Genomic DNA, 25734 nt, shown 5'->3' with positions numbered 1-25734 from the left:
AACCCGCGCTCGGCACGAGCGCGACCGCGACGGTCACGGTGTACGGACAGATCGCCGCGAACCAGCCGACCGTGCCGACGACCCGCCCACCCACCGCCCGCCGGCACACGCCGGGCTGCCCGAGCCGGCCGCCACCTTCGCGCGGATCGCCGGCGAATTCCGTCCGCTGCCGGCCATGCCGTTCGCGATCTCGGTACCGATCGGCCTCACCGCGCCCGACGACATCTGGCGCCGGCTCGGCAACCGCCTGCGCGCACGCGGTGCCGGCGCGCCGTCCGGCTATGCCGATCCGCAAGGCGCGCTGCCGCTGCGCGAAGCGATTGCCGACTACGTGCGCCGGTCGCGCTCGGTGCGCTGCCATGCCGGCCAGGTCGTGATCACGAGCGGTACGCAGCAGGGGCTGCATCTCGCGAGCCAGGTGCTGCTCGGCCCGGACGATCAGGCGTGGGTCGAGAATCCCGCCTATCGCGGCATCACCGCGCTGCTCGACAGCACCGGGCGGCACGACGCGATGGTGCGGGTGCCGGTCGACGCCGACGGCATCGACGTCGAGGCCGGCATCCGCGTCGCACCGGATGCGCGTGCCGCATTCGTCACGCCGTCGCACCAGTATCCGCTCGGCATGCCGCTCAGCATGGCGCGGCGCAACGCGCTGCTCGCATGGGCGCGTGCTCGGCGCGCGTGGGTGGTCGAGGACGATTACGACAGCGAGCTGCGCTACGAAGGCTATCCGTTCCCGTCGCTGCAGGGACTCGACCCCGATCGCGTGATCTACCTCGGCACGTTCAGCAAGATCCTGTTTCCGTCGCTGCGGCTCGGCTACGTGATCGCCCCCGACGATCTCGTGCCCGCGTTCTGCGGCGCACGTGCGCTGATGGATCGCCATGTGCCGACCGCGGACCAGCACGTACTGGCCGCATTCATCGCGGAAGGCCACCTCGACCGCCACATCCGTCGCGTGCGCGGCGTGTATGCGGAGCAGCGCGCGCTGCTGATCGACACGCTCGGGGCGCGGCTGCCGCGCGAACGCGCGTGGGTGCAGCCGGGCGACCAGGGGATGCACGTCGTACTGTGGCTCGCGGAAGGGATTGACGATCTCGACGTGGTCGAGCGCGCCGCGCAAGCCGGCGTCGCGGTGCGCGCGGTGTCGCCGATGTTCGCGCCGGGCACGGCCCGCCCGGGGCTCGTGCTGGGCTTCGGCGGGTTCGGCCGGGCGCAGATGGAAGCGGCCGCGCAGCGGCTCGCGGATGTGGTTTCGTCAGTGGAAGCGCAACCGCGCGTGCCGTAGAAGGTTGCTGGCGCAGGTGTGTCGGTTGCCGCGATCGTGCCGCGCCATCCCGCGCCTGCCGCCTTGAATCACCCCACAGCGACCGGCGATTTCAATATGGCCAGCTACTTGAATCGCTCGCCACCGCTTTGCATTCCGTCGGCAATGAATGCCGCAAGCATATTCGTTTTGACCTCGACGTCGGTATCACTGAATGAATCGCCAGACAGACGCCCGATTCGATGATCGAACACGCTCATCACGAGTGCTCCGACCGCGAACAAATAGCTCCTGCACAGGAACTCGTCCGACGCATTGGGCAGCGCTCGCCGTATCGCCGAGATGTAGGCCTTTCCGATGGGATCGTAATACTCTTCGATGATGCCGCGCGTTCCCTCTTGCGGATCCGAAGCCTCTCTCACAACGAGTTGCGCATACTCTCTGCCCTCTGGCGTTGCGTAGCTCCTGACGATCGGCGATACAAAGGCCGTCGCAATTTTCAACAAAACGTCCGGCTGATCGAAGTCAGTGATCTGCTCAAGCTGAGCCAGACGCTCCTCGACCAGTCCCTTGCGGTACTCGAAAATCGCCTTGTACAGCCCAAGCTTCGTTTCGAAATGGTAGACGATCAGCGGAAGCCCAACGTCTGCTTCCTTCGCGATATCCCGCATCGAAACACCGTGATACCCCTCTCGAGCGAAAAGCCGCTCGGCCGCAACGATCACTCGTTCCCGCTTGTCCATTTCCGGCTTCGTGTTTGATTTTCCGCGTACACGCTGCGTGTTACGTGGCGCCGTCTGGGTCATAAGCAACCGCTCCTTTTGTTGGCAGCGGCTCCGATTGTACTGCAGCGCAGAAAACGAACGCTCAGTCAGTCGTTGAAACGTGCCCAACGCCTAGGTACTAATCCTACTTGGTACGTAGGCTGTACGAACGTACAGTCGGCATCGATTTGACCGTGGGACGGTGAGCTTTCGACTTACCTGCCTCTCTTGATCAGTGACTTCATGAGAAGCAAGGCATCTGTCGTGTGCGCGATTACCGATGCGATCGATACCCGGACCAGGCCCGCCCGTTTGCGGCGGCAGTCAAGACAGGCGCCGAGATCGGAGATGACGCCACGGGGAAACGTCACAACCCCGAGGCCCTTCCCCTTCCCGCGAAGAATCCTCCCGCTTTTCCGCGGAGATGCAGGGAGCATCATCCAGCTGGACCACATCCGTAGCGGGACTGGCCCGCGGTAAGCAGCAAGACAGAAGACAGCGCCACTGCAGACAGTGGCCTGATCCAACACAAAAATCGGTGAGGAGACACCACCATGATCAGGATCACGAAATTTATGGCAGCCGCTTTTTTCATTGACGGCTGCATGTCTACTGCCGCGATAGCGCAGACGTCTACCGTTCAACTCTACGGAATTCTCGACGTTGCGATCGGCTCCTTCAAACCAAGCGGGGCAAGCGCAAGCAGTCTGGCCATGCTGAGCGGCGGTCAAACGACTTCGTTCTACGGCATCCGAGGCACGGAAGATCTCGGCGGCGGCCTTCGTGCCAACTTTGCGATCGAGGGCTACCTGCTCATGAACTCGGGTCAGTCTGGCCGGTTCTCGGGAGACAACGCGTATTCAAGAAATGCCTATGTCGGGCTTTCAGGTCAGTGGGGTGAAATTCGAGCAGGACGACTGATCAACCCGCTTTTTTTCATCACTGCTCGCACGAATCCGCTGGGTGGATCCACGCGCTTTAGCCCGCTCATGGTCCAGACCTGGATAGCCGACTTCGGACGGGCGGTGGCTGGAGACACCAGCTGGGACAGCGCCATCTCGTATGAATCGCCATCCATTGCAGGCACAAAAGTGACGTTCCAGTATGGCCTCCCCGGTACCGGGGCGCACGATGTCCTGGCAGCCGTTGTCTACGATCAGGGGCCACTTTATGCGTCTGCCGCTGCACAGCGCACGGGATACGGACCCGGCATCACCTCGACCACCACACACCAGAACGTCTATTTTGTTGGCGGCACCTACAAGTTCCCCTACTTCTCGCTCTCCGCCTCATTCGATCGCGCATTAGCCTATCCATCGGGACTCTCCACGAAGACCTGGCAGGCGGGCATCTCGGTTCCGGTCGGCATTTCCAGCATCGGGGCATCCTGGGCTCATACAGCGTTGTCGACGCCCACGGGAGATCGGCATCGCGATACCGCCGGTCTGACGTACGACTATCCCCTCTCCAAACGCACCGACGCTTACCTGAGCTACTTGTACGACAAACTGAGTACTGCAGGCACCGGCAACAGCTTCGGAGTCGGACTTCGACATCGATTCTAGGAGCGCGCATCGATATTTGACGCCTGCGATCAACGGTTGACGCGCTTGGGACGGGAGCAAGTTCCTGCACCCACCACGCGGATTGCCGAGCGATCGAGGGCGACGATGCTTGCTGCCGGCGACCGGCCATCTGGCGAACCCTCCATCCAGACGTTGGCTCAGGCCGCGAAGCGTTCGACGTCATATGCCGAATGCCGTGAACTCAAAGGGCGTATCAGGAGGCCCGTGGCGTCCGGCCTTGATTCGCGCAATCTGCGGTTTGGTCCAGTCTTCGCCATGCGGTCGCCCTTCCTCATGACGGCGGGCGTCTCGCTTCTGGTTGCATCGGCCCTTTAGACGAAGGCTCTTCTGCTCGCGCGCCGCTCTGCCGTCAGGCGAAGCGGCGTTTTGCAGCGCCGTCGGAATCTCATGGTTTCCCCTAGGCAAAATATTCACTGACCGTACGTATAGTTCATCAATACAAAAATTGTACGAACGTACAGTCAACACCATCATTCGGTGCTCCAGGAGACAACACTCATGCCCCCCATCTCGACCACATTGAAGTGGCGTGTGCTGATCGGATATTTTTTGAGCTACATGTTCGATGCCGTCGACATCATCATCCTGGCGATTGCGATGCCGGCGATTACGGCATCGCTGCATATCGGCCCGGCACAGGCCGGGCTGCTGGTCACCGCCACCTTGCTCGGCGTGGGCCTCAGCGGCGTGGTCATGGGCCCCGTAGCCGACCGGTGGGGCCGCCGCACCGTACTGCTTCTGTCGCTTGGAGGCTTCGGCCTGCTCACGATGGCGATCTCCGCGGCGACCGATTGGCGCGAGGTGCTGGTGCTGCGGTTTCTCTCCGGGTTGGGCCTCGGCAGCGTGTGGGGGATCGCCGCCGCGCACGTGAACGAGACGTGGCCGGTAGACCAGCGCGCGCGGGCTACCTCCTTCGTGCTGAGTTCATTCTCCATTGGCGCCGCCATCGCTTCAGCCGCGGCCGCCTATGTGCTGCCCACTTACGGCTGGCGCGTGCTGTTCTTTGTCTGCGGCGCCGCAGTCGTGATCGCCATGGCCTACGTCTGGCTGCGCGTACCCGAGTCCGAGGCCTGGCGGGCCGGGCAGCAGCACACACGCAACAGCCGGCATCGGGCGGCTGGCGACCGGGGCGTCGCCGCACTGTTCACCCCGGCCCTGTTGCGCGTGACGCTGCTGGGCACGCTGACGTCGGCGCTGGCACTGGCTGCATACTGGGGCGCCAGCACGTGGCTGCCGACCTTCCTGGTGAAGGAGCGCGGCCTGGAAGTGGGCACCATGGCGCGCTTCCTGGCCTTACTCAACGTCGGCATGTTCATTGGCTACAACGTGTTCGGCTACGTCGCCGACCGCATCGGCAAGAAGAAGGCCCTGATCCTGTCGCTCGTCAGCTCCGGCCTGCTGTTGCCCTTCTATGTACAGGCCACCGACCCAACAGTCCTGTTGTTGCTCGGCCCCGTATTCGCGTTCTTCATGGCCTTCGCCGGGTTGATGGGCTCATATTTCGCGGAACTGTTTCCGACGCAGGTGCGCGCGACGGGCACGGGTTTCTGCTTCAACGTGGGACGCGGTTTCTCCGCATTTGCGCCTCTGCTGCTGGGATCGATGTCCAGTGCCTTCGGCTTCGGTCCGAGCATCGCCGTGTGCGGTGGCGTGTTCATGGCCGCCGCCGTGGTGGTGTTGATGCTGCCGGCCGCAGAAGTCCTGCCCCCGGAAGAAGCCGTCGTCGCACACTGAACCCGGCCGGATCTGATCGCCCTTCAAGAATAGGAGTCCTCCATGACACGCCGCTTCGTCGATTTATCCATTTACCTGGAAAACGACGTCGTCTCCGATCCGCCCGCCTTCAAGCCCGAGATCCAGTACTTCACCCACGAGCATACGGTCGATCAGATCGAACCGTTCTTTCCCGGTCTCAAGAAGGAAGACCTGCCCGACGGCGAGGGCTGGGCCGTGGAGCGGGTCACGCTTTCCACCCACAACGGCACTCACCTGGACGCGCCTTTCCACTTCCACAGCACCATGGACAAGGCGCTTGGCGAAAAGAAACGCGCGTGGACCATTGACGAAGTCCCGCTGGAGTGGTGTTTCCAGCCCGGCGTCAAGCTCGACTTTCGCCACTTCGCCGACGGCTACGTGGTCAACGCCGCCGACGTCGAGGCGGAGCTCGAGCGCATCGGCCACACGCTTCAGCCACTGGAAATCGTGGTCGTCAACACGCGCGCCGGTAGCCGCTATGGCAACAACGACTACGTGTCGGCCGGCTGCGGCATGGGTTACGACGCCACCATGTACTTGCTGGAGCGCGGTGTGCGCCTGACCGGTACCGACGCGTGGAGCTGGGACGCGCCTTTCGTCCATACCGCCGGGAAATACGCCGAGAGCCGCGACGCCGGACTCATCTGGGAGGGCCACAAGGCGGGCCGTGATATCGGCTACTGCCACCTGGAGAAACTGCACAACCTGGAGGCGCTCCCCCCCGATGGCTTCTTCATCAGTTGCTTCCCCCACAAGATCCGCAACGCCTCGGCCGGCTGGACGCGCGCGGTCGCCATCTTCGACGACAGGCTGGCCGCAACCGCCTGATCCACTCACCTTCCCTCCACCACACGACGAGGAACACCCATGAGCAAGACCATCATCAGTTGCGCGATCACCGGCTCCGTGCACACGCCCACGATGTCGCCGTACCTGCCCTGCACGCCCGACCAGATCACCGAGCACAGCATCGCCGCGGCCCAGGCGGGCGCAGCCATCATCCACCTGCACGCGCGCAACCCCGTCGACGGCAGCCCTTCAGCGTCGGCCGACGTCTACATGCAGTTCCTGCCTCGCATCGCCGAACAGACCGATGCCGTACTCAACATCACCACCGGCGGCAGCGTGACGATGACGCTCGAGCAGCGACTCGAAGGCGCACTGCGCGCCTCGTCGGAGATGGCTTCGCTGAACATGGGCTCGATCAACTTCGCCATGTTCCGCATGGCCGAAAAAAGCCGCGAGTGGAAGCATGACTGGGAGGTGCCCTATCTGAAGAATACGGAGGACGGCATCTTCCGCAACACCTTCCGCGACATCCGCTACATCCTGGAAACGCTGGGCAAGACGCATGGCACCAAGTTCGAGTTCGAGTGCTACGACATTGGCCACCTGTATAACCTCGCCTACTTCGTCGAGATCGGCCTGGTCAAACCGCCATTCCTCATCCAGTCGGTGTTCGGCGTGATGGGCGGCATCGGGGCCGACCCGGAAAACGTGCTGCTGATGAAGCAGACGGCCGACCGCCTTTTCGGCAAAGACTACGTGTGGTCGCTGTTCGCCGCAGGCCGCCAGCAAATGCCGTTCGTGACGATGGGCGCGGTCATGGGCGCCAACGTGCGCGTCGGCCTGGAGGATAACCTGTTCATGGGACGAGGCCAGCTCGCCACTTCGAACGCCGAGCAGGTGGCCAAAATCAGCCGCATCCTGACCGAGCTCGGGCTGGAGATCGCCACCCCCGACGAGGCCCGCGCGATGTTGGGGCTGAAAGGACGAGACAAGGTCAATTTTTGACGCGTCGCCGTGATCGGGCATCGCCCACCTCCACCCGGCCGGATTCGGGCAAGCGGTGGCGCGTCGCATCCCCCGCCCCCGCTCAACGGCGCTTGAAGGCGATCTCGTGCGGTAGCGGCTCGAGCGATGGAACGTGCGCGGCGGGCGCCCGTCGCGCGGATGCGGGTCGACATGACGCGCGACTGGTCTGCGATCTCGACGGGGTCGAGCGGGCCGGGCTCAGACGGGTTCGACCGCAGAGGTTCAGCGCGCGGGCGGCGCCCAGGGTGCGGTCATGAACTGGTCGGTGAGATAGTCGAGCAGCACCGCGACGCGCGCGGTACGCAGCATGCCGGGCGGCGTCACGAGGTTCACGTTGATGTCGGCGATCTTCCAGTCGTGCATCACTTCCTCGAGTTCGCCATGCCGTAGCGCATCGACAACCAGGAATTCGGGCTGCAGCGCAAGGCCGTAGCCGGCGACCAGTGCGGGCAGGATCACGTCGGCGTTGTTGGTGCGGATGCGTCCGTTCACCGGTACTGAAAATTTTTCTCCGGACGTGGTGTGCCGAAACCGCCAGCAACCCGACGTCGGCAGATTCGTGTAGGTGAAGCAGACATGTCGCTCGAGATCGCGCGGGTGAGCCGGACGTCCGTACCGGTCCAGGTAGGCAGGCGAAGCGACGAGCGGCCGGCGGACTGCGCAGAGCCTGCGGAAGCGCAGCGTCGAATCGTTCAGTTCGGCAATCCGGATCGCGATGTCGAAGCCCCCCGGAACGACGTCGACCAGATGGTCGCTCAGCATGAGATCGATGTCGACGCTCGGGTAGCGCTCGAGAAACGCGGGCAGCACCGGTGCGAGATGCAGGAGGCTGAACGACATCGGCGCATTCACGCGCACGAGGCCGTGCGGCTCGAGCGCCTGAGCCGTTGCTTCGTTCTCGATCAGTTCGGCATCCGCGAGCAGCCGGATCGCACGGTCGCGCAAGAGATTGCCCGTCGGGGTCAGCGACAGTCTGCGCGACGTCCGGTACAGCAGCATGGTGCCGAGCCGTTGCTCGAGGCGCGCGATGGCCTTCGACACGGTCGACTGCGACGTGCCGATCAGCTCGGCGGCCTTTGCAAACGAGCCGGTTTCTGCGACGCGCGCGAAAATGGCCCAGGCGTCGAGATCAGGAAGGTGTTGCATCATGGGATTGGAATCGATGGTTGTGTGCTGGCGAGCTGGCCGGCACGGTCCAAACGCGGACATTGACTGCGCTGGCGGGCCGGCTCGTCACGTTGATTGACGTGCAGGCGGTCGCGCTCATCGAGTCGTTTTTCGAATACTCATCACATGAGGAATGGCTGGCGAGCGCAATCGATTACGCGCTCGATCTGATGCTTTTCAACGGACACCTCACGACCGGACACCTCGCGACGCTCGATCGTTCGCACGCGATTGACGGCGTGTGGGGAAAGTGTCGGCAATGGGCGAGCTCGATGCGACCGCGCCCGATACCCGGCGCTTATTTCACCGGCACGTCCGCGAGCACTACCTGCGGGTTCGGATCGACGAAGATCGGCTGGCTATGCTGCGGAGCGAGTACTTCATGTTTTCGATTGCTCATGAAGTTTGCAGTCCTTTGAAGCGGAAAATGGGAGACCGGCCTCGATCGTGCAAACGATGGAAGCCTGTGCGCAATGCGCTGGCATCACGGTGGCCGGGTCGACACATTTGACACGTATTCGCGTCGAATGAACACCAAAGAAACGGAATCAAACCGATTCGAATTAGCGCTTGCACTTCGTACCCGACGGATTCGCGCCTGCTCGCGCGAACGCTCGCCACGTTTTCAAGGATTCGAAAGGCCGTTGCGCGTCTCCGGTCGCTTCTGGCTGGATTTGTGCGCTCGGCACGCCGTCGTCGGCTCGCCACCCGCGCGGACGATGCCACGCTCGCATTCGAGCGCGGATCTCGATGCAACGTGGAATGTGACGAAACAACTGCAGCTCTTCGCGACCGTGACGAACCTGCTCAACAAGCAATACGCGAGCTTCGGCGTACTCGGCGAGAATTTCTTCAACGGACCGGGCCACACTTACGACCCCGCGAATCCCGTGAGCGAGCAGTTCGTCGGCGTGGGCGCGCCGCGTGGCGCGTGGGTGGGACTGCGCTATGCGTGGAAGTGACGGCACGGGCCCGCCCGATGTGCAACGACCGGCAGACATCGCGCCGCGCTGGTCGGGCGGCCCCTCGTAACAGCAGGCCGGCCGCCATTCGTCAGCGGAATCGCATCTGCGCGTGCGGTAAAAGGTTGTCGGCGGGCAACAAACGTAATCGTCTGTAAATCCTGCAAGCAAACAGCCATTTTGGCCGGTGTCGCACGTGCGCCGTTTGCTAGGATCGCGCCTCTTCCCTCCGCGCTCCTGCCGCCTTGAATCGCTTCGTGCCGCTTCTCCGAGATGCGTGGCGCCATTGCCGCGCCCGCGTCGTACCGTTCGCCGCCGCCAGCGGCGCGCGCATCCGCGCGCTGGGCGCCGGCGTGCTGCATCGCCTGCGTCATCCGACGCGCCGCGGCGTCGCGCTGACGCTCGCCGCGATACCGGTGCTGGGCCTGCTGGTGCTGCTCGCATTCGTCCCGTTCACGCCGAGCATCGGCGACATCCGCAAGGCGCGCATCGACCGCCCCGCGCGCGTGCTGTCCGCCGACGGCCAGCTGATCGCCGAGTTCCGGCCGGTCAACCGCGAATGGGTGCCGCTCAAGCAGATCTCGCCGCACATGGTCGACGCGCTGATCGCGACCGAGGATCACCGCTTCTACGCGCATCACGGCATCGACTGGCGCCGCACGATCGCGGCCGGGCTGCACACGTTCTCGGGCGATCGCCAGGGCGGCTCGACGATCACGCAGCAGCTCGCCCGCAACCTGTATCCGGACGAAGTCGGCCGCGCACCGACGCTCACGCGCAAGGTGAAGGAGCTGATCACTGCGTTCAAGATCGAGTCGGTGTACAGCAAGGACGAGATTCTCGAGACCTACCTGAACACCGTGCCGTTCCTGTACAACGCGTACGGCGTCGAAATGGCCGCGCGCACCTACTTCGGCAAGTCGGCCGACCAGCTCGACATCGTCGAAAGCGCGACGCTCGTCGGGATGCTGAAGGGCAACAGCTACTACAACCCGGTGCTGAATCCGGAACGCGCGGTACAGCGGCGCAACATCGTGCTCGACCGGATGGCGCAGATGCGCATGCTGACGCCGCAGCAGCTCGCGAAACTGCAGCGCCAGCCGCTGCGCGTCGACTTCGAGCCGCAGTCGGGTCAGCCCGGCCTCGCCCCGCACTTCGCGGTGCAGCTGCGCAAATGGCTGATCGCGTGGGCCGATCGCAACAACTACGATCTGTACTCGGATGGCCTCGTCGTACGCACGACGCTCGATGCGCGACTGCAGGACATGGCGACGCAGGCGCTGACGCGGCAGACCGAACGGCTGCAGGCGATCGCCGACAGCGCGTGGCGCGGCCCGTCCGGCTGCGGACTGCGCAACGACCTGTTCCGCGGCTTCATCCGCCAGACACCCGAGTATCGCCAGGCCCGCGACACGGGGCTTGCCGATGTGCCGGCGCTGAAGCAGCTCGGCGCCAATCGGGAATTCATGCGCGCGCTGTGCGAGCACAAGACGCAGGTGCAGGCCGGCTTCGTCGCGATCGATCCGCGCAACGGCGCGATTCGCGCGTGGGTCGGCAGTCCCGATTTCGGCAGCGAGCCGTTCGATCACGTCTCGCAGGCGCGGCGCCAGCCGGGCTCGACGTTCAAGCCGTTCGTCTATGGCGCGGCGTTCGCGGACGGCATGCGGCCGGGCGATACGTTCGTCGATCGCCCCGTCGCGATCCCGGTCGACGGCCGCGCGGTGTGGCGCCCCACCGATGCGGAGCCGCCGACGGGCGAGCCGATGACGCTGCGCGATGCGCTCGCGCTGTCGCGCAACCGCATCACCGCGCAGGTGATGCAGCAGGAAGGTGCCGCGAAGGTCGCGCAGCTCGCGCGTGCGATGGGCGTGCGTGAAAGCCCGCTCGACGCGGTACCGTCGCTCGCGCTCGGCACGAGCCCCGTCACGCTGAAGGAGATGGTGTCCGCGTACGGCACGATCGCGAACCGCGGCGTGTACGTCGCGCCGCAGATGATCACGCGCATCGAGGATCGCGACGGCAAGGTGCTCGCCACCTTCGGCAGCGCGCCGCCCGAACGTGCGCTGCCGGCGCCCGCCGCGCAGACGCTGGTCGACGTGATGCGCGACGTCGTCGATCGCGGCACCGGTGCCGACATCCGCTCGCGCTACGGGATCCGCGTCGACGTCGCCGGCAAGACGGGCACGACGCAGGACAACGCGGACGGCTGGTTCATCCTGATGCATCCGCAGCTCGTGGCCGGCGCGTGGGTCGGCTTCGACGACGGCAGCGTGACGCTGCGCAGCGACTACTGGGGCGCGGGCGCGCACAGCGCGCTGCCGATCGTCGGCACGTTCTACGATGCGGCGCTGCGCGCGCGGGCGATCGATCCGCACGCGCAGTTCTCGCCCGACTTCCGGCCGCGCAGCGCGCCGGCGCCGCGGCGGCGCGCGCCGCATCCGGGCCTGTTCGACTGGCTGAGGTTGTTCCGCTGATCGTGGGGCCGTCGGGCAAGACGGCCGTTCGCTTTACGTGCGCGTCGTCGTCGCTCGCCCGTCCGGATACAACCAGACGGCCACGCCGTCGTCGCGCCATGCCGCGACCGGCTTGCCGTCGCGCCAGTTTTCCGCGATCGCGGCGCGGCGGACAGGCCACGACATCAGCAACGTGCGCGCGGCGTTGCCGTCGAACAGCGCGTCATCGCCGATCCGTGTGTAACGGGCCGGATGCAGCACGGTGCCGTCCGCACGGAACACGGTCGCGCGCACGTCGTCGCCGTCCTCGTCCAGCACGCCGGCCAGCCAGCCGTAACCGGACGCGAAGAACAGGCCCGCCGGGTCGTCGCAGCGCCCCAGCGAAATCGTCGTGCCCGTCTCCAGATCGCAGATCGCGACATGCATCGGGTCCTCCGACAAGAGGCCGACCGCATAACGCGTGAGCAGCTCGCGCGGCACCGCCGTGTCATCCGGCAACCACGGCAGCGCCCACATGTTCACGAAATCGAAGCGCGTCAGCGCACGGCCCAGCCCGTCGACGATTGCGCAACGTCCGTCGCCGCGCCGTACGATGTGGCGAATCGCGCCAAGATCGGTCACGGTCTCCGTCCGCTCGCCGTCGATCAACCTGGCGATTTCCGCGTAACGCGGCTCGACGACCGTCCGGCCGTTCAGATCGACGAGGCCGACGTGATCGCCCCGCTGGGCGATGAACGCACCGCATTCGGACGACCATTCGAGCGACGTCCATTCGGGCCGCGCCCGCCATTGCCCGTCGCGGTCGACCAGCCCCCAGTGCTCGCCCTCGCACACCGCCACGACGGCGCCGTTCACGAATTCCTGCGCATCGTCGAAACGCGGCGGGATCACCCATGCGCCGTTCGTGTCGACGAAGCCCCAGCGTTCGTCCAGGCTCGCGGACGCCAGCCCGTCGGAGAACTCGCCGAAGTTGTCGAGCAACGGTTCGAGCACCCACGTGCCGTCCGTGCGCACGAGCCCGAATCGCTCGCCGACGCGCACGCATGCGATGTCGCCCGTGAAGTTCCATACTTCGTCGAATGCCGGCTCGCGCACGACGCGCGCCCCCGCCTCATCGGCGAGCAGCAGGCCGAACTGCCCGTCGCGCGCCACCCACAGCAACCGGTCGTCGTGCGCGCCGCTGCGCCACAGGTTCGTCCACGCCGGCGGCACGATCACGTCCCATGCGTCGTTGCTCTCGCGCCGGACGCCCCACAGACCGTTGCGTCCGCGAAAGCTGAACGTGTCGTAGGCGAGCCAGCGGCCATGTACCTCGCCGGCATCGAACATCTCGGCAAACGTCACGCCGCGGGGCGGCTCCTGACGCTTGAAATAGTGATGCGACACGCCGCCGAATCCGAAGCCCCACGCCCAGTCGCGCCAGTCGGGACGCGCTTCGATCTCGAGCGCATCACGCACGCCGCGCACATCGCGGAAGTCCATGCAGTTCGCGACTTGCCACCACAGGCGCGTGCAGGTGTCGCGTTCGTCGTCGATGAATGCGTCCGGCTCGCCGCCGGCAAGCCACGACAACTCGTCGAGGTTCGCGGAAAACCGTGGCGCGCCATGCGCATCGCCGAGCGCGTCGATCGATTCGCCGAGATGGCGTAAGAGCGCATCGAACTGGCGCGCGAGCGCCGGATCGTCGCCGGGCAGCGGATGCGCGACGACGAACGATGCGAGCCGGCTGAGGCGCGCATGCGCGGCCCTCGCATCGCTCGCGAGATTCGGCGTGCCCGCGTCGCCGAACACGCGCTGATCCGTAATCGCGTCGCCCGCGCCGCCGTCGGCGAGCAGCACGCGCCACAGCAGCGGAAAGTGATTGTTGGATTCCGCGAACTCGATCGTCCGCGCGTCGTCTCCATCAGCGGCCTGGAGATAGAGCCATGCTCGATTGCCCATCGGTCGGATCGCCCTCGTTGTCGTTGTATGGCGTCGGTTCGGTCGCGGTCAGTGTGCGGCGGATGCCTTCAGCAGCCGCAGGATCTCCGGCGTATCGGCGGCGTCCGCCAGCACTTTCGCGGACGGCTTCACGCCGGCATCGAGCAGGCGCTGCACGCCGTCGACACGACGCGCGGTCACCTCGCCGTCGAGCAGCGCATCGTCGTGCAGCACGTCCGGTTTCGCGTCCTTCGCGAGCACACTCTCCCGGCCCGCCACCGCCTTCACGGGCTCGGCGGCGAATCGCCGCGGCGTGCGACCGGATACAGCTCGATCCCGTTGACCTGGAAGCCCTGCATCGTCAGCATCACGACACCTGTCGTCGAATGCTTCGTCTCGAAGTTGTGGCCGGTAATCGACGTGACCTGATACGGCGAGCCGATCGGCATCTTGACCAGCTCGCCGCCCGGCACGTCGAGCACGCAGGCGCCCGGCGGCGCCTTGTCGGGGCCCTCGGTTTCCAGCTCGGCCTCGTGCGTCGGCGCCGTTTCGACGCTCCACTGGCCGGCGTCGCGCACGCGCAGCACGATCTCGCCGCTCACTTTCTCGACGCGCAGCGTCGCGGGTTTGCCGGCCGCCGGCGCGTAATCGCCGAGCAGGGTATCGCAGGCAGTGCCGGCCCGCGCGGACAGCGACGCGAGCAACAGCAGACAGAACAAGGGGGTACGCACGGCTGAAGCCTCTCTCTTCGAATTGTTTTGGGAATGTCCGGCGCGACAGCGCACGGCGGCGGCGACACGACCGATCGCCACCGGACGCCAATATAGCGAACGTGAGCGACGTGTGCCAGCCGGCGCACGCCCATGCGACAGGCAGGGAAACGCAAAGGTGTGGCGTGGCGCGGCGCCGGATGGGTCCATCCGGACGAAGCGGAGCCGCTGCGTGCTGCGCCGCGCGGGCCGTCAGTCCGCCGTGTCGCCGCCCTTCGGCACCTTCGACCACGCCTTGCGCCCCGGCAACGGCGACCACGCCGGCCGCGTCTTGCGGGCGCTGTCGATCACGACCAGGTAGCGGCCCGCGATCGGCGTGATGTCGCGATCGCGACGCAGCACCCACAGCGACTTGCCGGCCTCGACGCGCGCCTGGTAATCGTCGTCGAGCAGGCCGTGCCGGTCGAAGAACGTGTTCAGCGACGCGGGAATCCGCACGCACCCTTTCGAGTGCCGGATCCCGAGCAGCGATTCGAGGCGATCGGGATCGGTCGCATGCATCTGGAAGCGCATCGGCGACACGCCGCCCTTGCCCCAGCCGCGCTCGCCGTCCACCCAGCCGAAGTCGTAGATGCGCATGTCGCGGCGGCCGTAGCCGCGAATGCCGTTCTCGTTCGTCGTGCCTTCCGCGCGGAAATCCATGTTGTCCGGCGAGTGATGGAACACGCCGAGCGGTGTCAGGAAATGGTCGTATTTGCCCGGCAGCCCGGTGCCGACCGGCGATGCACCGATCATCATCCACGCGTTGGCCGGTGTCGCACGGAAGTAGATGAACAGCGCCTGCACGGTCGGCGCGCGGTCGACCATCGCGATGTATTCGCCGGCGAGATCGCCGAGATCCGCATCGGCGAGCGCCTTCTGGAGCCGCTCGCCGTAGGCGCGCTGCTCGCTTGCCGGCACGTTCAGGCGCCGCGTGACTTCCTGCGTGAAGCGCTTGCGCATGTCTATCGCGCGTGCCGTCGCATTTTTCGCCTCCTCCGCCGACAGTGGCGGATGCCGGCGCGGCGGCGTCGGCGCGGGGGGGCCAACCTCGCTGGCGGGCGTCGCGGAAGCGGCGGAAGCAGGTGTCGCGGCGGAAGCAGCGGAAGCGGCAGAGGCCGCCGATGCGCCCGATACACTCGATGCGCCCGACGCCGGACTGGCCGGCTGCGCAGGATGCGCGTGCGATGCGGCAGGCGCGGACTGCGCAGCCGACGCATCCGACAACGCATGCGCCGACGAAACGGCACGCGCACGGGAAGCCGCCGATGCGGGCGACTCGATTGATGAGGATGACGTAGCGGCAGGCGACGATGCGTCGGACGCCGCAAAGGCAGGCCGCTCGACCAGCACGGCGATCGGCAGTGCCGCCGCGAGCCAGATACACGTAACGGCGACACGAACAAGACAACGCGGCTTCGCAAATCGCCGCGTGAAGCTGAAAGGCATCATACGTTCGAAGCCATCGGCCGATCCGGCCGCCGCATGCTGCTGTTGCGAGCGGCGCATCTTCCGCGCGAGCCATCGACACGTCCGGCGCATCGTGCGCACCCGGCGCCGACGCCTCTTCGCGGCGGAGCCGTTCGCTGATGCAACGCGTGCGGTCCGATGGCGGCTAATGAGTCGTCAGGCCCTTCATTTTACGCGTCCGCGCAAGAATCGGCAGCGACGCCAGTTGCGGTTTCACCGTGGATTTGCGCTTCGTCACGCTTTGTTTCAACTCGTTGCCGCCCGCTTGTTCGTTACGTGGCAATGTTGTTTGTTGGGCATCCGAGATCGATACAGGTCGCCGTGTGTTTCGCCAACGCGCGTGGCATCTTCAAATCGATTCGTATGCCAGATCATTCCCGATCCGCGGCACACGCCGTACGCGCGATGCAATCGCCATCGCAGCACACGCACGCATGCCGCACGAACCGTGCGACACGCGTGCACCACCGCCGATTACTTCGAGATGGCTTCGAGCGCGATGCCCTTCGTGCGCGGCCCCATGAGCCCGATCGCAGCCATCACGATCACCATCGCGCCCGCGATGAACGCGAACACGCCGAACGTGCCGAAACCCTTCAGCACGGCCGCGATCACGAACGATGAGAAGATCGCCGAGAAGCGGCTCCACGAATAGACGAAGCCGACCGCCCGTGCGCGGATCGACGTCGGGAACAGCTCGGCCTGATACGCGTGGAAGCTGTACGACATGATGTTGCTGGCGAGCGTGAGGCCGATGCCGAGCACGATCAGGAATGCGCCCACCGTCGTCTGGCTGAACAGCAGCCCGCAGACGACGATCGCCGCCGCCATCGCGACGATCACCGACTTGCGCTCGAAGCGGTCGGCGATCACGAGGCCGATCAGCGGGCCGATCGGTGCGGCGAGCGCGATCACGCTCGAATACATCAGGCTCGATGTGATCGTGATGCCCTGCTTGATCAGCAGCGTCGGCACCCAGTTCGCGAAGCCGTAGAAGCCGACCGTCTGGAACACGTTGAAGATCGTCATCATGATCGTGCGGTTGCGATACGGCTGCACCCACATGTCGCGGAAGCTGCCGCGCGGCGGCACGGGTTCGGCGGGCGCGGGCAGCGGCAGCGGCCGCCCGTATTCGGCTTCGACCTTCGCCTCGAGCGCGCGCATGATGCGGTCGGCTTCGTCGACCCGGCCCTGCTGCGCGAGCCAGCGCGGGCTTTCCGGCAGTTCGCGGCGAATCCACCACACGAACAGCGCGCCGTGCGCGCCGATCAGCACGACCCAGCGCCAGCCATCGAGACCGAACGGCGCATGCGGCACGAGCAGATACGCGAGGAACGCGACCACCGGCACCGCGACGAACCCGACCGCCTGCTCGCACGCGAACGCGCGGCCGCGGATCTGCTTCGGAACGAGCTCGGAGATGTACGTGCCGATCGTCACCATCTCGACGCCCAGGCCGAGACCGACGACGAAGCGCCAGAAGTTCAGCCCGGCAGCGGTGTCCTGGAACGCCATCACAACGTTGGCGGCCGTGTACCACAGCAGCGACCACGTGAAGATCGCGCGGCGGCCGAAGCGGTCGGCGAGGAAGCCGCACGCGATCGTGCCGATGAAGAGCCCGGAGAACAGCGCGGCGATGAAGCTCGCGACGCCCGTGGTGCCGAACAGGCCGTGCGTCGTCGCCGACAGGATCCCGCTTTTCACGAGGCCGGGCGCGACGTAGCCGCTATAGAGCAGGTCGTAAAGCTCGAAGAAGAAGCCGAGGCTCAGCAGGACGACGAGCTTCCAGACGGTTCGTGTAGGCGGCAGGCGGTCGAGGCGGGCCGAGATGGAGCCGGGGTCGATCGCCGCGGGGCGGGCGGCGCCCGCTGCGGCGAGCGGGTCGGGCTGGGTGGATGCCATGGTGGCAAGTCTCCGGATTCTTGATTGTCCTGGCGCTACCAGAGCGTTGCTGGCGAGCGGCTTCGCGCATTTTAGCGAGGCGAGCGGCGGAACACATCAGTCGACTGACACACAGGAGCGGCTGTCATCCAGCCGGTGCCGCCCTCACTGGCGACTGGAGCACAACGTCATACGGGCTTCACGGCCGGCCAATCTGGCCTCAACCGGCCGGCGGAATACCCGGCGTGAACCGGACGCCTTTCTTCGCGGCGCGCAGGACGGCATCGGCCAGTTGATCCCCGACGACAATGTAGGTCGGAGAATCGAATTGCCGACCGATTCCGATGGCCGGGAAATCGGGGCGCAGGACCATCTTTTTGAAGCCGACCTTGGCGTCAGGAAACCCGTGGATTTTCACCATGATCGGCTCGGAAGCATCGTGATCGACCGCATCGACTTTCCGCAGCGGGTTGAGCAGAAAGTACGCGCCATCGATAGCGCCGCCGCTCGAGCCGATGACGGCCGGGATGAACTGAACATCGTCGTCGTTCACCAGTTCCTCGATCGCAACACGCACCGCTTCACTGACGAGAGGAATCAGGATGTCCGACCAGATGACGCCGTAATCCCCGATCTTCGGCCGCCCGCTTCGTGGTAGCTCGAACGATAAAGGGGCTGGCGTTGCGACGCGCTTTCCCGCCTGCCACTCGAAACGATCCACGCCGTTTTTTGCGTCGTCGTAGCGTGCCATCCGGCTTTCCGGATAGTCCGCCTCCGTGGTCCAGATTTTCGTCATCTTTCACCGTATCCGTTTCATGCGGATCGATCCCGACCATGCGCCGGCCGGGCATCCCTGCTCGCTTTTCTCCAGCAAAGCAAAATGCTTCGTGCAAGCGCCCCGATTCAATCGATACCGAAGCCAGTCATATTCAGCGCTACCGGCGACAGGATGAACGACGTGCCATCCGCGTCCTGCTTGACGTGCCAGAGAACCAGACCATACGTCCACAATTTGCCGGCGATCGTCAGGTACTCGTCCGCTCCGTTGGCAAGCATTCCGCCCAATACAAACGGAGGAAGCCACATCAGCTCGATACGGCCATCTCCCCTCCAGCCTTCCTGAAGGAACCGCTCGCGTGCGAACTGTTCATACGGCGCCGGATCGCTCAGGAATTCGCTGGCAGGGCGACAGAAATTCAGGTTATCCACCCACTCGTACGCATAGCAAAAGAAGTTGCCCAGCGCGTCCGGGGAATACGGAATGACATCGCTTTTATTGATGGAATAGCCCATGCATCACACCCTCAACCTGATTCGTGTCCCGAAGCGAACGCGTTTCGCTTCACTCATATTGCGTCAGCTCCAACCGGATCGACGCCAGCAGATCCCGCGGCAATACAAGCTGCCCGTTGTCTGCCGGCGCCGGAAAAACCGCGCATAGCCTTTGATCTTTCTCCATTCCGGGCAGCCAGCGCGACAAGAACGCGTCGAGCGGAATCGTTTCCGCATGAAAGCCCGTCCATGCGTCATCGGCACATAGCGCCGCGAAGTCCTGCTCGGGCCAAAACGGAATCGCCATGCGGCCCTCTGCGGTTGCAGTCGCCCACCCGGTATCGAACAGGCCCCAGACGACTTCCGAGTCGGCAATCTTGCGAATGAAGTAATCGAGCCGTGCCTGAGCATCGAGCCGCAGAACGCTTTCGATCTTCTGTGGATGAAGCGCTATCAATCGCCTCCGTCTCGACGTCGGGTCTGACGGACATCGGCCGCGAGCGTGCCCGGGTGCGGAATCGCGTTAGCCACCGGCACCGGCCGGCTGACGTTAACGTCGCCGCGCGCACTGAAACCTTCGCTGAACGGCACGCTATCGCCCGGATCCACATCGGACGGCCACGGCGGTGTCGATTCATCCGCCGCACTCGAAGGAAGGGTTTGATCTGCCACGCTCTCAGGATGCTTTTCGTTGTTCGTATTTCGACGCTCGGCGACCGAGCCGCGTCTCGTGCCCCGGACGACCTGCCGGTGACTCGCGGGATTGTACGACGACCGAACGGCCGGACAATGTCCGGCCACCCGTCCCCCACGCACCTGGCAGCGACTCATGCCCCGTTTGTCCGGTTCGCCCGCGCGCCGGCTTTATGTAAATTTCGTAACCGTCTGTCCCGCCGCCGGCCATCGCCCGCCGCCAAAAATGCGCCCGTTCCGGCGCAATTCGATCGACACACCCGCCGTAAAACGGTGCAAACAGCCCATCCCGCCGTGTGTCCCCCTTTTCGGCCGCCGCGACACCACAGATGCACATTCGGGAGTCGTTCACCTCCGCGCCCCGGTAACATGCTACCGGGCCAACCACCGGCTTCCGGGCGCCTTTCGGCGACCGGTATTGTCGGCCAATCGTAAGCATTCCATGTCCATACAACGACTATCCCTCTACGCGCGCCGGATCGCGCTGATCGCGCTGCTGCAGTTCGCGGCGATCGCGACCGCGTCGGCGTTTCCCGGGGCCGCCTCGGCCCCGATGGCGAGCGGCGTCGGCGCCCCCGTCCCGGCCATCTCGTTGAGCGACGCCATCGCGCAGCTCAAGCAGATGCAGGCCGAGCAGGACCGCATCAAGCAGCAGACCTCGACCGCATCGAGCAGCAAGGAGCTGGACGCGCTCGGCGACGCGGCGCAGGAGCTGAGCACCGATGTCGAGAAGCTGCAGAGCGATCTCGTTCCGCAACGCGCGCAGGTCCAGGCGCAACTCGACGTGCTCGGCCCTCCGCCTGCCGAGGGCGCCGCGCCGGAAACGCCGGCCGTCGCGAAGCAGCGGGCGACGCTGAACGCGCGCAAGCTGCAACTCGATGCGGCGTTGAAGCAGACCGCCGACCAGAAGACCAACCTCACGAACCTGAACGAACAGTTCGCGAAGCTGCATCGCGGCCTGCTGAAGAACCAGCTCGCGTTCCGTTCGGGCGGCATTTTCAGCGCGCAGTTCTGGCTGCCGCTGTTCCATGTTTCGCCGGACGACGCCCAGCGGCTCGGGGACTTCGACGAAGAAATGCTCGACATGCTGCGCTCGTCGTGGGTGCCCGGACAAAAGACGATCACCACGCTGCTGCTGATTGCCGCGTTCGCGGCATGGCTCGGCGGCCGCCGGCTCATCGAGCGCGGGCTCGCCTGGTTCTGCGTGAACCGCCTGCCGGCCACCCGCCTGCGCCGCAGCGCGCTGGCGTTGTCGACCGCGCTGTCGACCCTGCTGGCCACCGCCATTGCCGTTCAGATCTTCTACCTTGCCGTGGCGCGCCATTACGAACTCACGCCAGGCCTGACCGATCTGTGGGACCAGTTCGCGAAACTTGCCGCGACCTGCGCGCTGATCGCCGGGCTCGGCCGTGCGCTGCTCTGCACGAAGCATCCATCGTGGCGCCTGCCCGCGCTCGCCGATCCCGTCGCTCGCGCGATGAAGCCCTTCCCGGGCATCCTGGCGGCGCTGCTGCTGATGTCCGGCACGCTCGAATCGATCAACCGGATCGTCGACACCAGCCTGTCGGTCACGCTGTTCGGCCGCGGTATCGTGTCGCTCGTCGTCGCGCTGACGGTCGGCGCGTCGCTGCTGCGCTCGAACCGCGCGCGCAGCGCGCTCGCGGCCGCCGGCGAAGCGCCCGAGCAGCGCTCGACGCTCGCCGGGCTGATCCATGCCGCCGTCACGCTGGCCATCGTCGCGGCACTGATCGCGCTCCTGATCGGCTACATCACGGTCGCGCGCTTCATTACCTACGAGCTCGTGTGGTTCGAGATCGTGCTGGGCGCCACCTATATCCTGATCCAGTTGATGCGCGACGCGAGCGAAAGCCTGTTCTCGTCGAGCCTGTCGACGGGCCAGCAGATCAAGCACCTGTTCGCGCTCGAAGACCGGCACCTCGACCAGGCCCGTACGGTCCTGTCGGGTTTCAGCACCAGCCTGCTGATGCTGATCGCGGCCATCGCGCTGCTGACGGGCGGGTTCGGCACGACGCCGGGCGACCTGCTCGACAGCGCGGTCGCGATGATCGGCAGCCAGCGGCTACAGAGCCTGAACATCATGCCCGACCGGATCATGAACGCCGTGATCGGGTTCGCGATCGGCTTCTACCTGCTGCGCTCGCTGCGCCGCTGGCTCGACAGCGAGTTCATGCCCGCGCTCGGCATGGATACGGGGATGCGCGTGTCGCTGATCACGCTGTTCACCAACGTCGGCTATGTCCTGCTCGTGCTGATGACGCTCGGGCTGCTCGGCGTCAGGTGGAACAACCTCGCGTGGATCGTCAGTGCGTTGTCGGTGGGTATCGGTTTCGGCCTGCAGGAGATCGTGAAGAATTTCGTGTCGGGGCTGATCCTGCTGACCGAGCGCCCGGTGAAGGTGGGCGACATGATCAGCATCTCGGGCGTCGAAGGCGATATCCGCCGCATCAACGTGCGTGCGACCGAAATCCAGCTCAGCGACCGCTCGACCGTGATCGTGCCGAACTCGCAACTGATCTCGCAGAACCTGCGCAACGTGACGATGGGCAACAGCACGCAGGGCGTCGCGACGCTGGTGCTGACGTTCCCGCTGAACACCGATCCCGAGCAGGTGCGCGACCTGCTGCTCGACGCGTATCGCTCGCATGACGCGATTCTCGAGAAGCCGGCGCCGTCGGTCACGTTCAGCCAGCTCACCCCGGACGGCATCACGCTGAGCGTGACGGGTTACGTGTCGAGCCCGCGGATCGCCGGTTCGACGAAGAGCGATCTGCTGTTCGAGATCCTGAAGCAGTTGCGCGCAGCGGGGATCACGCTGTCGAGCCCGCAGATGCTGGTCGTGCAGAACATGCCGGTGGTGGAGCCGTGATGCACGTTCCGCGCCGCGCGCGTTCGCGCTAGGCAAGCTGTCCGCGGTCGATGCGCAGGTTCGCGACAGCGTCCCCGGGCACGACCCATTCATGTCCGGCCTGCGTCATGAATGCGATGGCGCCGCCCGCGCGCCGGGCGGCGACGAACGGATCCGACGTCGTCGACATCACGACCCAGTCGACGCGGTGTCCCGTCCGCTTGTAAAAGAAGCCGTACGACCCGTGCGACGCACCCTCGCCGCCCGCATAGGTCGCCCCGTCGATCTCGATCGAAAATCGCTCGAACGCATCGGTAACCTCCGATGGGTCGATCTCGATCGCCTCATCCAGATCCAGCCGCGAACCGGCTATCGTGTAGCCGATCACGCGTGTCCGGCTGAACGCAATGCAATCCGCTTGAAAGAGCGATTCATCCCGTATCAGGTCGGCGAGCGTATCCATTCATCTTCCCCGTCTCGATCCGGTCAGTCGATCGTGACCGTCTCCGGCCAGCCATAGACGATCTCGTCGTTCTGCGCGTCATCCTCATCGCACCGGATCGTGATCAGGTTTCCGCTGGGATCCAGGACGTGCGCCGCGTAGCCGGCCCGCATGCGCGCGATCTCCGTGAACGTCGCGCCGATCTCCTTCAGATGCCGGCAAAAGACACCGAAGTCCTTTTCGACCCAGATCTGCAGGATCGAGATGCCGCTTACCGGATGGTGCTTCTCACGATAGACGAACAGACCGGCTCCGGCGTCGCCCCCGAACAGGACCTCCTGATCGTCTACGACCTGAAAGCCCAGGCCACGCCCATAGAAATCCACCATGGCCCGAATGCCCTTCGGCTTCACCGGAATGACAAACCTGACCTTGCTTTTGATGTCGTCCATCTCGTCCCGCTCGCTTGCAGTTGGTTACGTGGTATTCAACCCGATGCCGATCGACCCGACACCTTCGTCAACGGCGGCAACGGAATCCCGCCCTGCCCGAGAACGGCGATCGCGTTGCGAAGAAAAGCCAGCGGACGATCGGTTCTCGCGCCGTACAGATCGACGATCCCGACCTCGACGACGGTTTCGACCAACGCCATGAACCTTGGCAACTCGCCGTCCGGCAGTGCCGATTCGACACCTGACGGAACCGGATCGCCCCTGCCGTTCAGTTCGAGCAAGGCCCCTTGGCGCGCCCACTCGGGCAGGCTCCGGGCGACCGCGATGGCATCGAGATGCGCGAGGAGGGCATCGATGGCCGCGTGCGAACACCCGTTTGCGTCGCAATAGCGACGCAAACACGAAGACGCATAGACCTGCATGTCGACCGGCGACAACATCGCCAGTCTCGCGAGAAGCTCGTTTTCGTTCACGATCTCGGTACCGTCAGCCAGGGCCGGCCGATCCGTTCGCCGGGGCAAGCGTCTGTCGACGTGTGACCCGCGCGCGTTCCCCGCCCGTCATCGATCCATCACCCGCGCCCATCGCCCCGATCGGCGCCCACGCGCACGATACCGCATTGCGCCGCCCCAAAACACAAAGGGCCGGCACCGCCACGCGGCAGCCGGCCCTTTCTACTCACACGCAGCGCCGAAACCGGCGCGCCGCATCAGACGTCGAACTTCACGCCCTGTGCCAGCGGCAGCTGACGGCTGTAGTTGATCGTGTTCGTCGCGCGGCGCATGTAAGCCTTCCACGCATCCGAACCCGACTCGCGGCCGCCGCCCGTTTCCTTCTCGCCACCGAACGCGCCGCCGATTTCCGCGCCGCTCGTGCCGATGTTCACGTTGACGATCCCGCAGTCGCTGCCCGCTGCCGACATGAACTGCTCGGCCTCGCGCATGTCGTTCGTGAAGATCGCCGACGACAGGCCTTGCGGCACCGCGTTGTGCAGTTCGATCGCGTCGTCGAAGTTGTCGTAGACCATCACGTACAGGATCGGTGCGAACGTTTCGCGCTCGACCACCGCCGATTGCTTCGGCATCCGCACGATGGCCGGACGCACGTAGTACGCATCCGCGTGACCGACGTCGACGCGCTCGCCGCCCTTCACCTCGCCGCCCTGCTCGCGTGCATCGCCCAGCGCCTTCTGCATCGCGTCGAACGACGCGCGATCGACCAGCGGGCCGACCAGCGTGCCTTCTTCAAGCGGGTTGCCGACCTTCACCGACGTGTAGGCCTTCTCGATGCGCGGCAGCAGCTGTTCGACCAGGCTGCGGTGCACGATCAGGCGACGCAGCGTCGTGCAGCGCTGGCCGGCCGTACCGACCGCCGCGAACGTGACCGCGCGCACCACGAGATCCAGATCCGCGCTCGGCGCGACGATCATCCCGTTGTTGCCGCCGAGTTCGAGGATGCCGCGCGCGAGACGCTGGCTCAGCACCTTCGCGACTTCCTGGCCCATCCTCACGCTGCCCGTCGCGCTGACGACCGGCACCTTCTTCGACGCCGTCAGCACCTCGCCGACATCGCGCATGCCGAGCACCAGCTGGCTCAGGCCCTTCGGCGCGACGCCCGGATGCGTCTTCTCGAACTCGCGAATCGCCTTCTCGAGCAGCACGTGGCACGCGATCGCGGTGAGCGGCGTCTTCTCGGACGGCTTCCACACGACCGAATCGCCGCACACGAACGCGAGCGCCGCGTTCCAGGCCCACACGGCGACCGGGAAGTTGAACGCCGAGATCACGCCGCACACGCCGATCGGGTGCCACGTTTCCATCATCCGGTGGCCCGGGCGCTCGGACGCGATCGTCAGGCCGTACAGCTGGCGCGACAGGCCGACCGCGAAATCGCAGATGTCGATCATTTCCTGCACTTCGCCGAGCCCTTCCGACGTGATCTTGCCGGCTTCGAGCGTGACGAGACGGCCCAGTTCGGCCTTGTGCTCACGGAGCACGTTGCCGAACACGCGCACGAACTCGCCGCGCACCGGCGCCGGCACCGTGCGCCACTTGAGGAATGCGTCGTGCGCAGCGTCGATCTTGCGCTCTGCGTCGGCCGGCTTGCGCGACACGGCGGCTACGGGCGCGTGCGGCTCGTGGAAATGGGCCGGGTGCGTGTGCGTCGTCAGGCGGTCGACCCACGCCATCACGAGCGCCGACACCAGGAACGACACGTGGA

General features: G+C 65.5%; 22 protein-coding genes and 1 pseudogene. 9 read left to right on the top strand and 14 right to left on the bottom strand.

What is annotated here, in order from left to right; genetic code table 11:
• On the top strand, positions 1 to 1288 hold a 1288-nt coding region (locus G3N61_RS29150; RefSeq protein WP_241017958.1), incomplete at its 5' end, for a PLP-dependent aminotransferase family protein.
• A 104-nt stretch (positions 1289 to 1392) separates the two neighbouring features.
• Here G3N61_RS29150 and G3N61_RS29145 read toward each other — a convergent pair.
• Complete coding sequence (locus tag G3N61_RS29145; protein ID WP_089451885.1) at positions 1393 to 2073, bottom strand: TetR/AcrR family transcriptional regulator; 681 nt, start codon at positions 2071 to 2073, stop codon at positions 1393 to 1395.
• Positions 2074 to 2585: 512 nt separating this feature from the next.
• On the opposite strand from G3N61_RS29145, the gene G3N61_RS29140 reads away from it, so the two are divergent.
• The 4 genes from G3N61_RS29140 (at position 2586) to G3N61_RS29125 (ending at position 7166) form a co-directional block, all read left to right on the top strand.
• Positions 2586 to 3596 carry a porin gene (locus tag G3N61_RS29140; protein WP_089451883.1) on the top strand — a complete coding sequence of 337 codons (1011 nt, stop codon included), beginning with the start codon at positions 2586 to 2588 and terminating at the stop codon, positions 3594 to 3596.
• Between the two features lie 519 nt (positions 3597 to 4115).
• Complete coding sequence (locus G3N61_RS29135; protein WP_089451881.1) at positions 4116 to 5351, top strand: MFS transporter; 1236 nt, start codon at positions 4116 to 4118, stop codon at positions 5349 to 5351.
• 42 nt (positions 5352 to 5393) lie between these two features.
• Complete coding sequence (locus G3N61_RS29130; RefSeq protein WP_089451880.1) at positions 5394 to 6200, top strand: cyclase family protein; 807 nt, start codon at positions 5394 to 5396, stop codon at positions 6198 to 6200.
• A 39-nt stretch (positions 6201 to 6239) separates the two neighbouring features.
• Entirely contained in the window at positions 6240 to 7166 is a 927-nt protein-coding gene (locus G3N61_RS29125; RefSeq protein WP_089451879.1) for a 3-keto-5-aminohexanoate cleavage protein, read from the top strand.
• Between the two features lie 243 nt (positions 7167 to 7409).
• On the opposite strand, the gene G3N61_RS29120 is transcribed toward G3N61_RS29125, so the two are convergent.
• Positions 7410 to 8333, bottom strand: coding sequence for a LysR family transcriptional regulator (locus tag G3N61_RS29120; RefSeq protein ID WP_089452431.1), 924 nt, complete (start codon positions 8331 to 8333; stop codon positions 7410 to 7412).
• Between the two features lie 20 nt (positions 8334 to 8353).
• Here G3N61_RS29120 and G3N61_RS29115 point away from each other — a divergent pair, with 20 nt between their 5' ends.
• The 3 genes and pseudogenes from G3N61_RS29115 to G3N61_RS29105 all read left to right on the top strand — a co-directional run bounded on the left by G3N61_RS29115 (position 8354) and on the right by G3N61_RS29105 (position 11790).
• Entirely contained in the window at positions 8354 to 8773 is a 420-nt protein-coding gene (locus tag G3N61_RS29115) for a hypothetical protein (protein WP_089451878.1), read from the top strand.
• A 324-nt stretch (positions 8774 to 9097) separates the two neighbouring features.
• Positions 9098 to 9316 (top strand): annotated as a pseudogene (locus G3N61_RS29110) (hypothetical protein); the annotation flags it as partial.
• A gap of 245 nt (positions 9317 to 9561) precedes the next feature.
• Entirely contained in the window at positions 9562 to 11790 is a 2229-nt protein-coding gene (locus G3N61_RS29105; protein WP_205824177.1) for a transglycosylase domain-containing protein, read from the top strand.
• A gap of 33 nt (positions 11791 to 11823) precedes the next feature.
• On the opposite strand, the gene G3N61_RS29100 is transcribed toward G3N61_RS29105, so the two are convergent.
• From G3N61_RS29100 to G3N61_RS29065, 8 genes are all read right to left on the bottom strand, one after another.
• Positions 11824 to 13710: a WG repeat-containing protein gene (locus tag G3N61_RS29100; RefSeq protein ID WP_205824176.1), complete on the bottom strand. Its 1887-nt coding sequence runs from the start codon at positions 13708 to 13710 to the stop codon at positions 11824 to 11826.
• A gap of 48 nt (positions 13711 to 13758) precedes the next feature.
• Positions 13759 to 13950, bottom strand: coding sequence for a hypothetical protein (locus G3N61_RS29095; protein WP_205824175.1), 192 nt, complete (start codon positions 13948 to 13950; stop codon positions 13759 to 13761).
• Between the two features lie 23 nt (positions 13951 to 13973).
• Positions 13974 to 14420: a hypothetical protein gene (locus G3N61_RS29090; RefSeq protein WP_346778593.1), complete on the bottom strand. Its 447-nt coding sequence runs from the start codon at positions 14418 to 14420 to the stop codon at positions 13974 to 13976.
• Between the two features lie 231 nt (positions 14421 to 14651).
• Positions 14652 to 15980: a hypothetical protein gene (locus G3N61_RS29085; RefSeq protein ID WP_205824174.1), complete on the bottom strand. Its 1329-nt coding sequence runs from the start codon at positions 15978 to 15980 to the stop codon at positions 14652 to 14654.
• Between the two features lie 402 nt (positions 15981 to 16382).
• A complete protein-coding gene (locus tag G3N61_RS29080) occupies positions 16383 to 17810 on the bottom strand; it encodes an MFS transporter (RefSeq protein WP_089451876.1) in 1428 nt (475 codons plus the stop codon).
• A gap of 199 nt (positions 17811 to 18009) precedes the next feature.
• On the bottom strand, positions 18010 to 18585 hold the full coding sequence (locus tag G3N61_RS29075; protein ID WP_205824173.1) for a DUF1629 domain-containing protein: 576 nt from the start codon (positions 18583 to 18585) through the stop codon (positions 18010 to 18012).
• A 107-nt stretch (positions 18586 to 18692) separates the two neighbouring features.
• Positions 18693 to 19082 carry a hypothetical protein gene (locus G3N61_RS29070; RefSeq protein WP_205824172.1) on the bottom strand — a complete coding sequence of 130 codons (390 nt, stop codon included), beginning with the start codon at positions 19080 to 19082 and terminating at the stop codon, positions 18693 to 18695.
• 49 nt (positions 19083 to 19131) lie between these two features.
• Positions 19132 to 19518: a DUF2750 domain-containing protein gene (locus G3N61_RS29065; RefSeq protein ID WP_241017957.1), complete on the bottom strand. Its 387-nt coding sequence runs from the start codon at positions 19516 to 19518 to the stop codon at positions 19132 to 19134.
• A 678-nt stretch (positions 19519 to 20196) separates the two neighbouring features.
• Between G3N61_RS29065 and G3N61_RS29060 the strand changes: the two genes are divergently transcribed.
• Positions 20197 to 22641, top strand: coding sequence for a DUF3772 domain-containing protein (locus G3N61_RS29060; protein WP_043180784.1), 2445 nt, complete (start codon positions 20197 to 20199; stop codon positions 22639 to 22641).
• Positions 22642 to 22669: 28 nt separating this feature from the next.
• On the opposite strand, the gene G3N61_RS29055 is transcribed toward G3N61_RS29060, so the two are convergent.
• From G3N61_RS29055 to G3N61_RS29040, 4 genes are all read right to left on the bottom strand, one after another.
• Complete coding sequence (locus G3N61_RS29055) at positions 22670 to 23083, bottom strand: hypothetical protein (RefSeq protein ID WP_205824171.1); 414 nt, start codon at positions 23081 to 23083, stop codon at positions 22670 to 22672.
• Positions 23084 to 23106: 23 nt separating this feature from the next.
• Entirely contained in the window at positions 23107 to 23514 is a 408-nt protein-coding gene (locus G3N61_RS29050; RefSeq protein ID WP_205824170.1) for a VOC family protein, read from the bottom strand.
• Between the two features lie 35 nt (positions 23515 to 23549).
• Positions 23550 to 23987, bottom strand: a complete 438-nt coding sequence (locus G3N61_RS29045; protein ID WP_205824169.1) for a hypothetical protein — start codon at positions 23985 to 23987, stop codon at positions 23550 to 23552.
• A gap of 236 nt (positions 23988 to 24223) precedes the next feature.
• Positions 24224 to 25729 (bottom strand): aldehyde dehydrogenase family protein, encoded by a 1506-nt coding sequence (locus G3N61_RS29040; protein ID WP_346778594.1) that lies wholly within the window; start codon positions 25727 to 25729, stop codon positions 24224 to 24226.
• Positions 25730 to 25734 lie beyond the last annotated feature (5 nt).

The organism is Burkholderia sp. Ac-20349, from assembly GCF_017104865.1.
Lineage (GTDB): Bacteria > Pseudomonadota > Gammaproteobacteria > Burkholderiales > Burkholderiaceae > Burkholderia > Burkholderia aenigmatica.
This window is presented reverse-complemented; position numbering and strand designations above follow the sequence as displayed.

Coding starts and splice junctions, on each gene's coding strand:
- G3N61_RS29080 (WP_089451876.1), bottom strand. CDS start 17,810: ATGGCATCCACCCAGCCCGACCCGCTCGCCGCAGCGGGCGCCGCCCGC.
- G3N61_RS29145 (WP_089451885.1), bottom strand. CDS start 2,073: ATGACCCAGACGGCGCCACGTAACACGCAGCGTGTACGCGGAAAATCA.
- G3N61_RS29050 (WP_205824170.1), bottom strand. CDS start 23,514: ATGGACGACATCAAAAGCAAGGTCAGGTTTGTCATTCCGGTGAAGCCG.
- G3N61_RS29055 (WP_205824171.1), bottom strand. CDS start 23,083: ATGGATACGCTCGCCGACCTGATACGGGATGAATCGCTCTTTCAAGCG.
- G3N61_RS29120 (WP_089452431.1), bottom strand. CDS start 8,333: ATGCAACACCTTCCTGATCTCGACGCCTGGGCCATTTTCGCGCGCGTC.
- G3N61_RS29060 (WP_043180784.1), top strand. CDS start 20,197: ATGTCCATACAACGACTATCCCTCTACGCGCGCCGGATCGCGCTGATC.
- G3N61_RS29130 (WP_089451880.1), top strand. CDS start 5,394: ATGACACGCCGCTTCGTCGATTTATCCATTTACCTGGAAAACGACGTC.
- G3N61_RS29085 (WP_205824174.1), bottom strand. CDS start 15,980: ATGCGCCGGACGTGTCGATGGCTCGCGCGGAAGATGCGCCGCTCGCAA.
- G3N61_RS29075 (WP_205824173.1), bottom strand. CDS start 18,585: ATGACGAAAATCTGGACCACGGAGGCGGACTATCCGGAAAGCCGGATG.
- G3N61_RS29135 (WP_089451881.1), top strand. CDS start 4,116: ATGCCCCCCATCTCGACCACATTGAAGTGGCGTGTGCTGATCGGATAT.
- G3N61_RS29070 (WP_205824172.1), bottom strand. CDS start 19,082: ATGGGCTATTCCATCAATAAAAGCGATGTCATTCCGTATTCCCCGGAC.
- G3N61_RS29100 (WP_205824176.1), bottom strand. CDS start 13,710: ATGGGCAATCGAGCATGGCTCTATCTCCAGGCCGCTGATGGAGACGAC.
- G3N61_RS29125 (WP_089451879.1), top strand. CDS start 6,240: ATGAGCAAGACCATCATCAGTTGCGCGATCACCGGCTCCGTGCACACG.
- G3N61_RS29140 (WP_089451883.1), top strand. CDS start 2,586: ATGATCAGGATCACGAAATTTATGGCAGCCGCTTTTTTCATTGACGGC.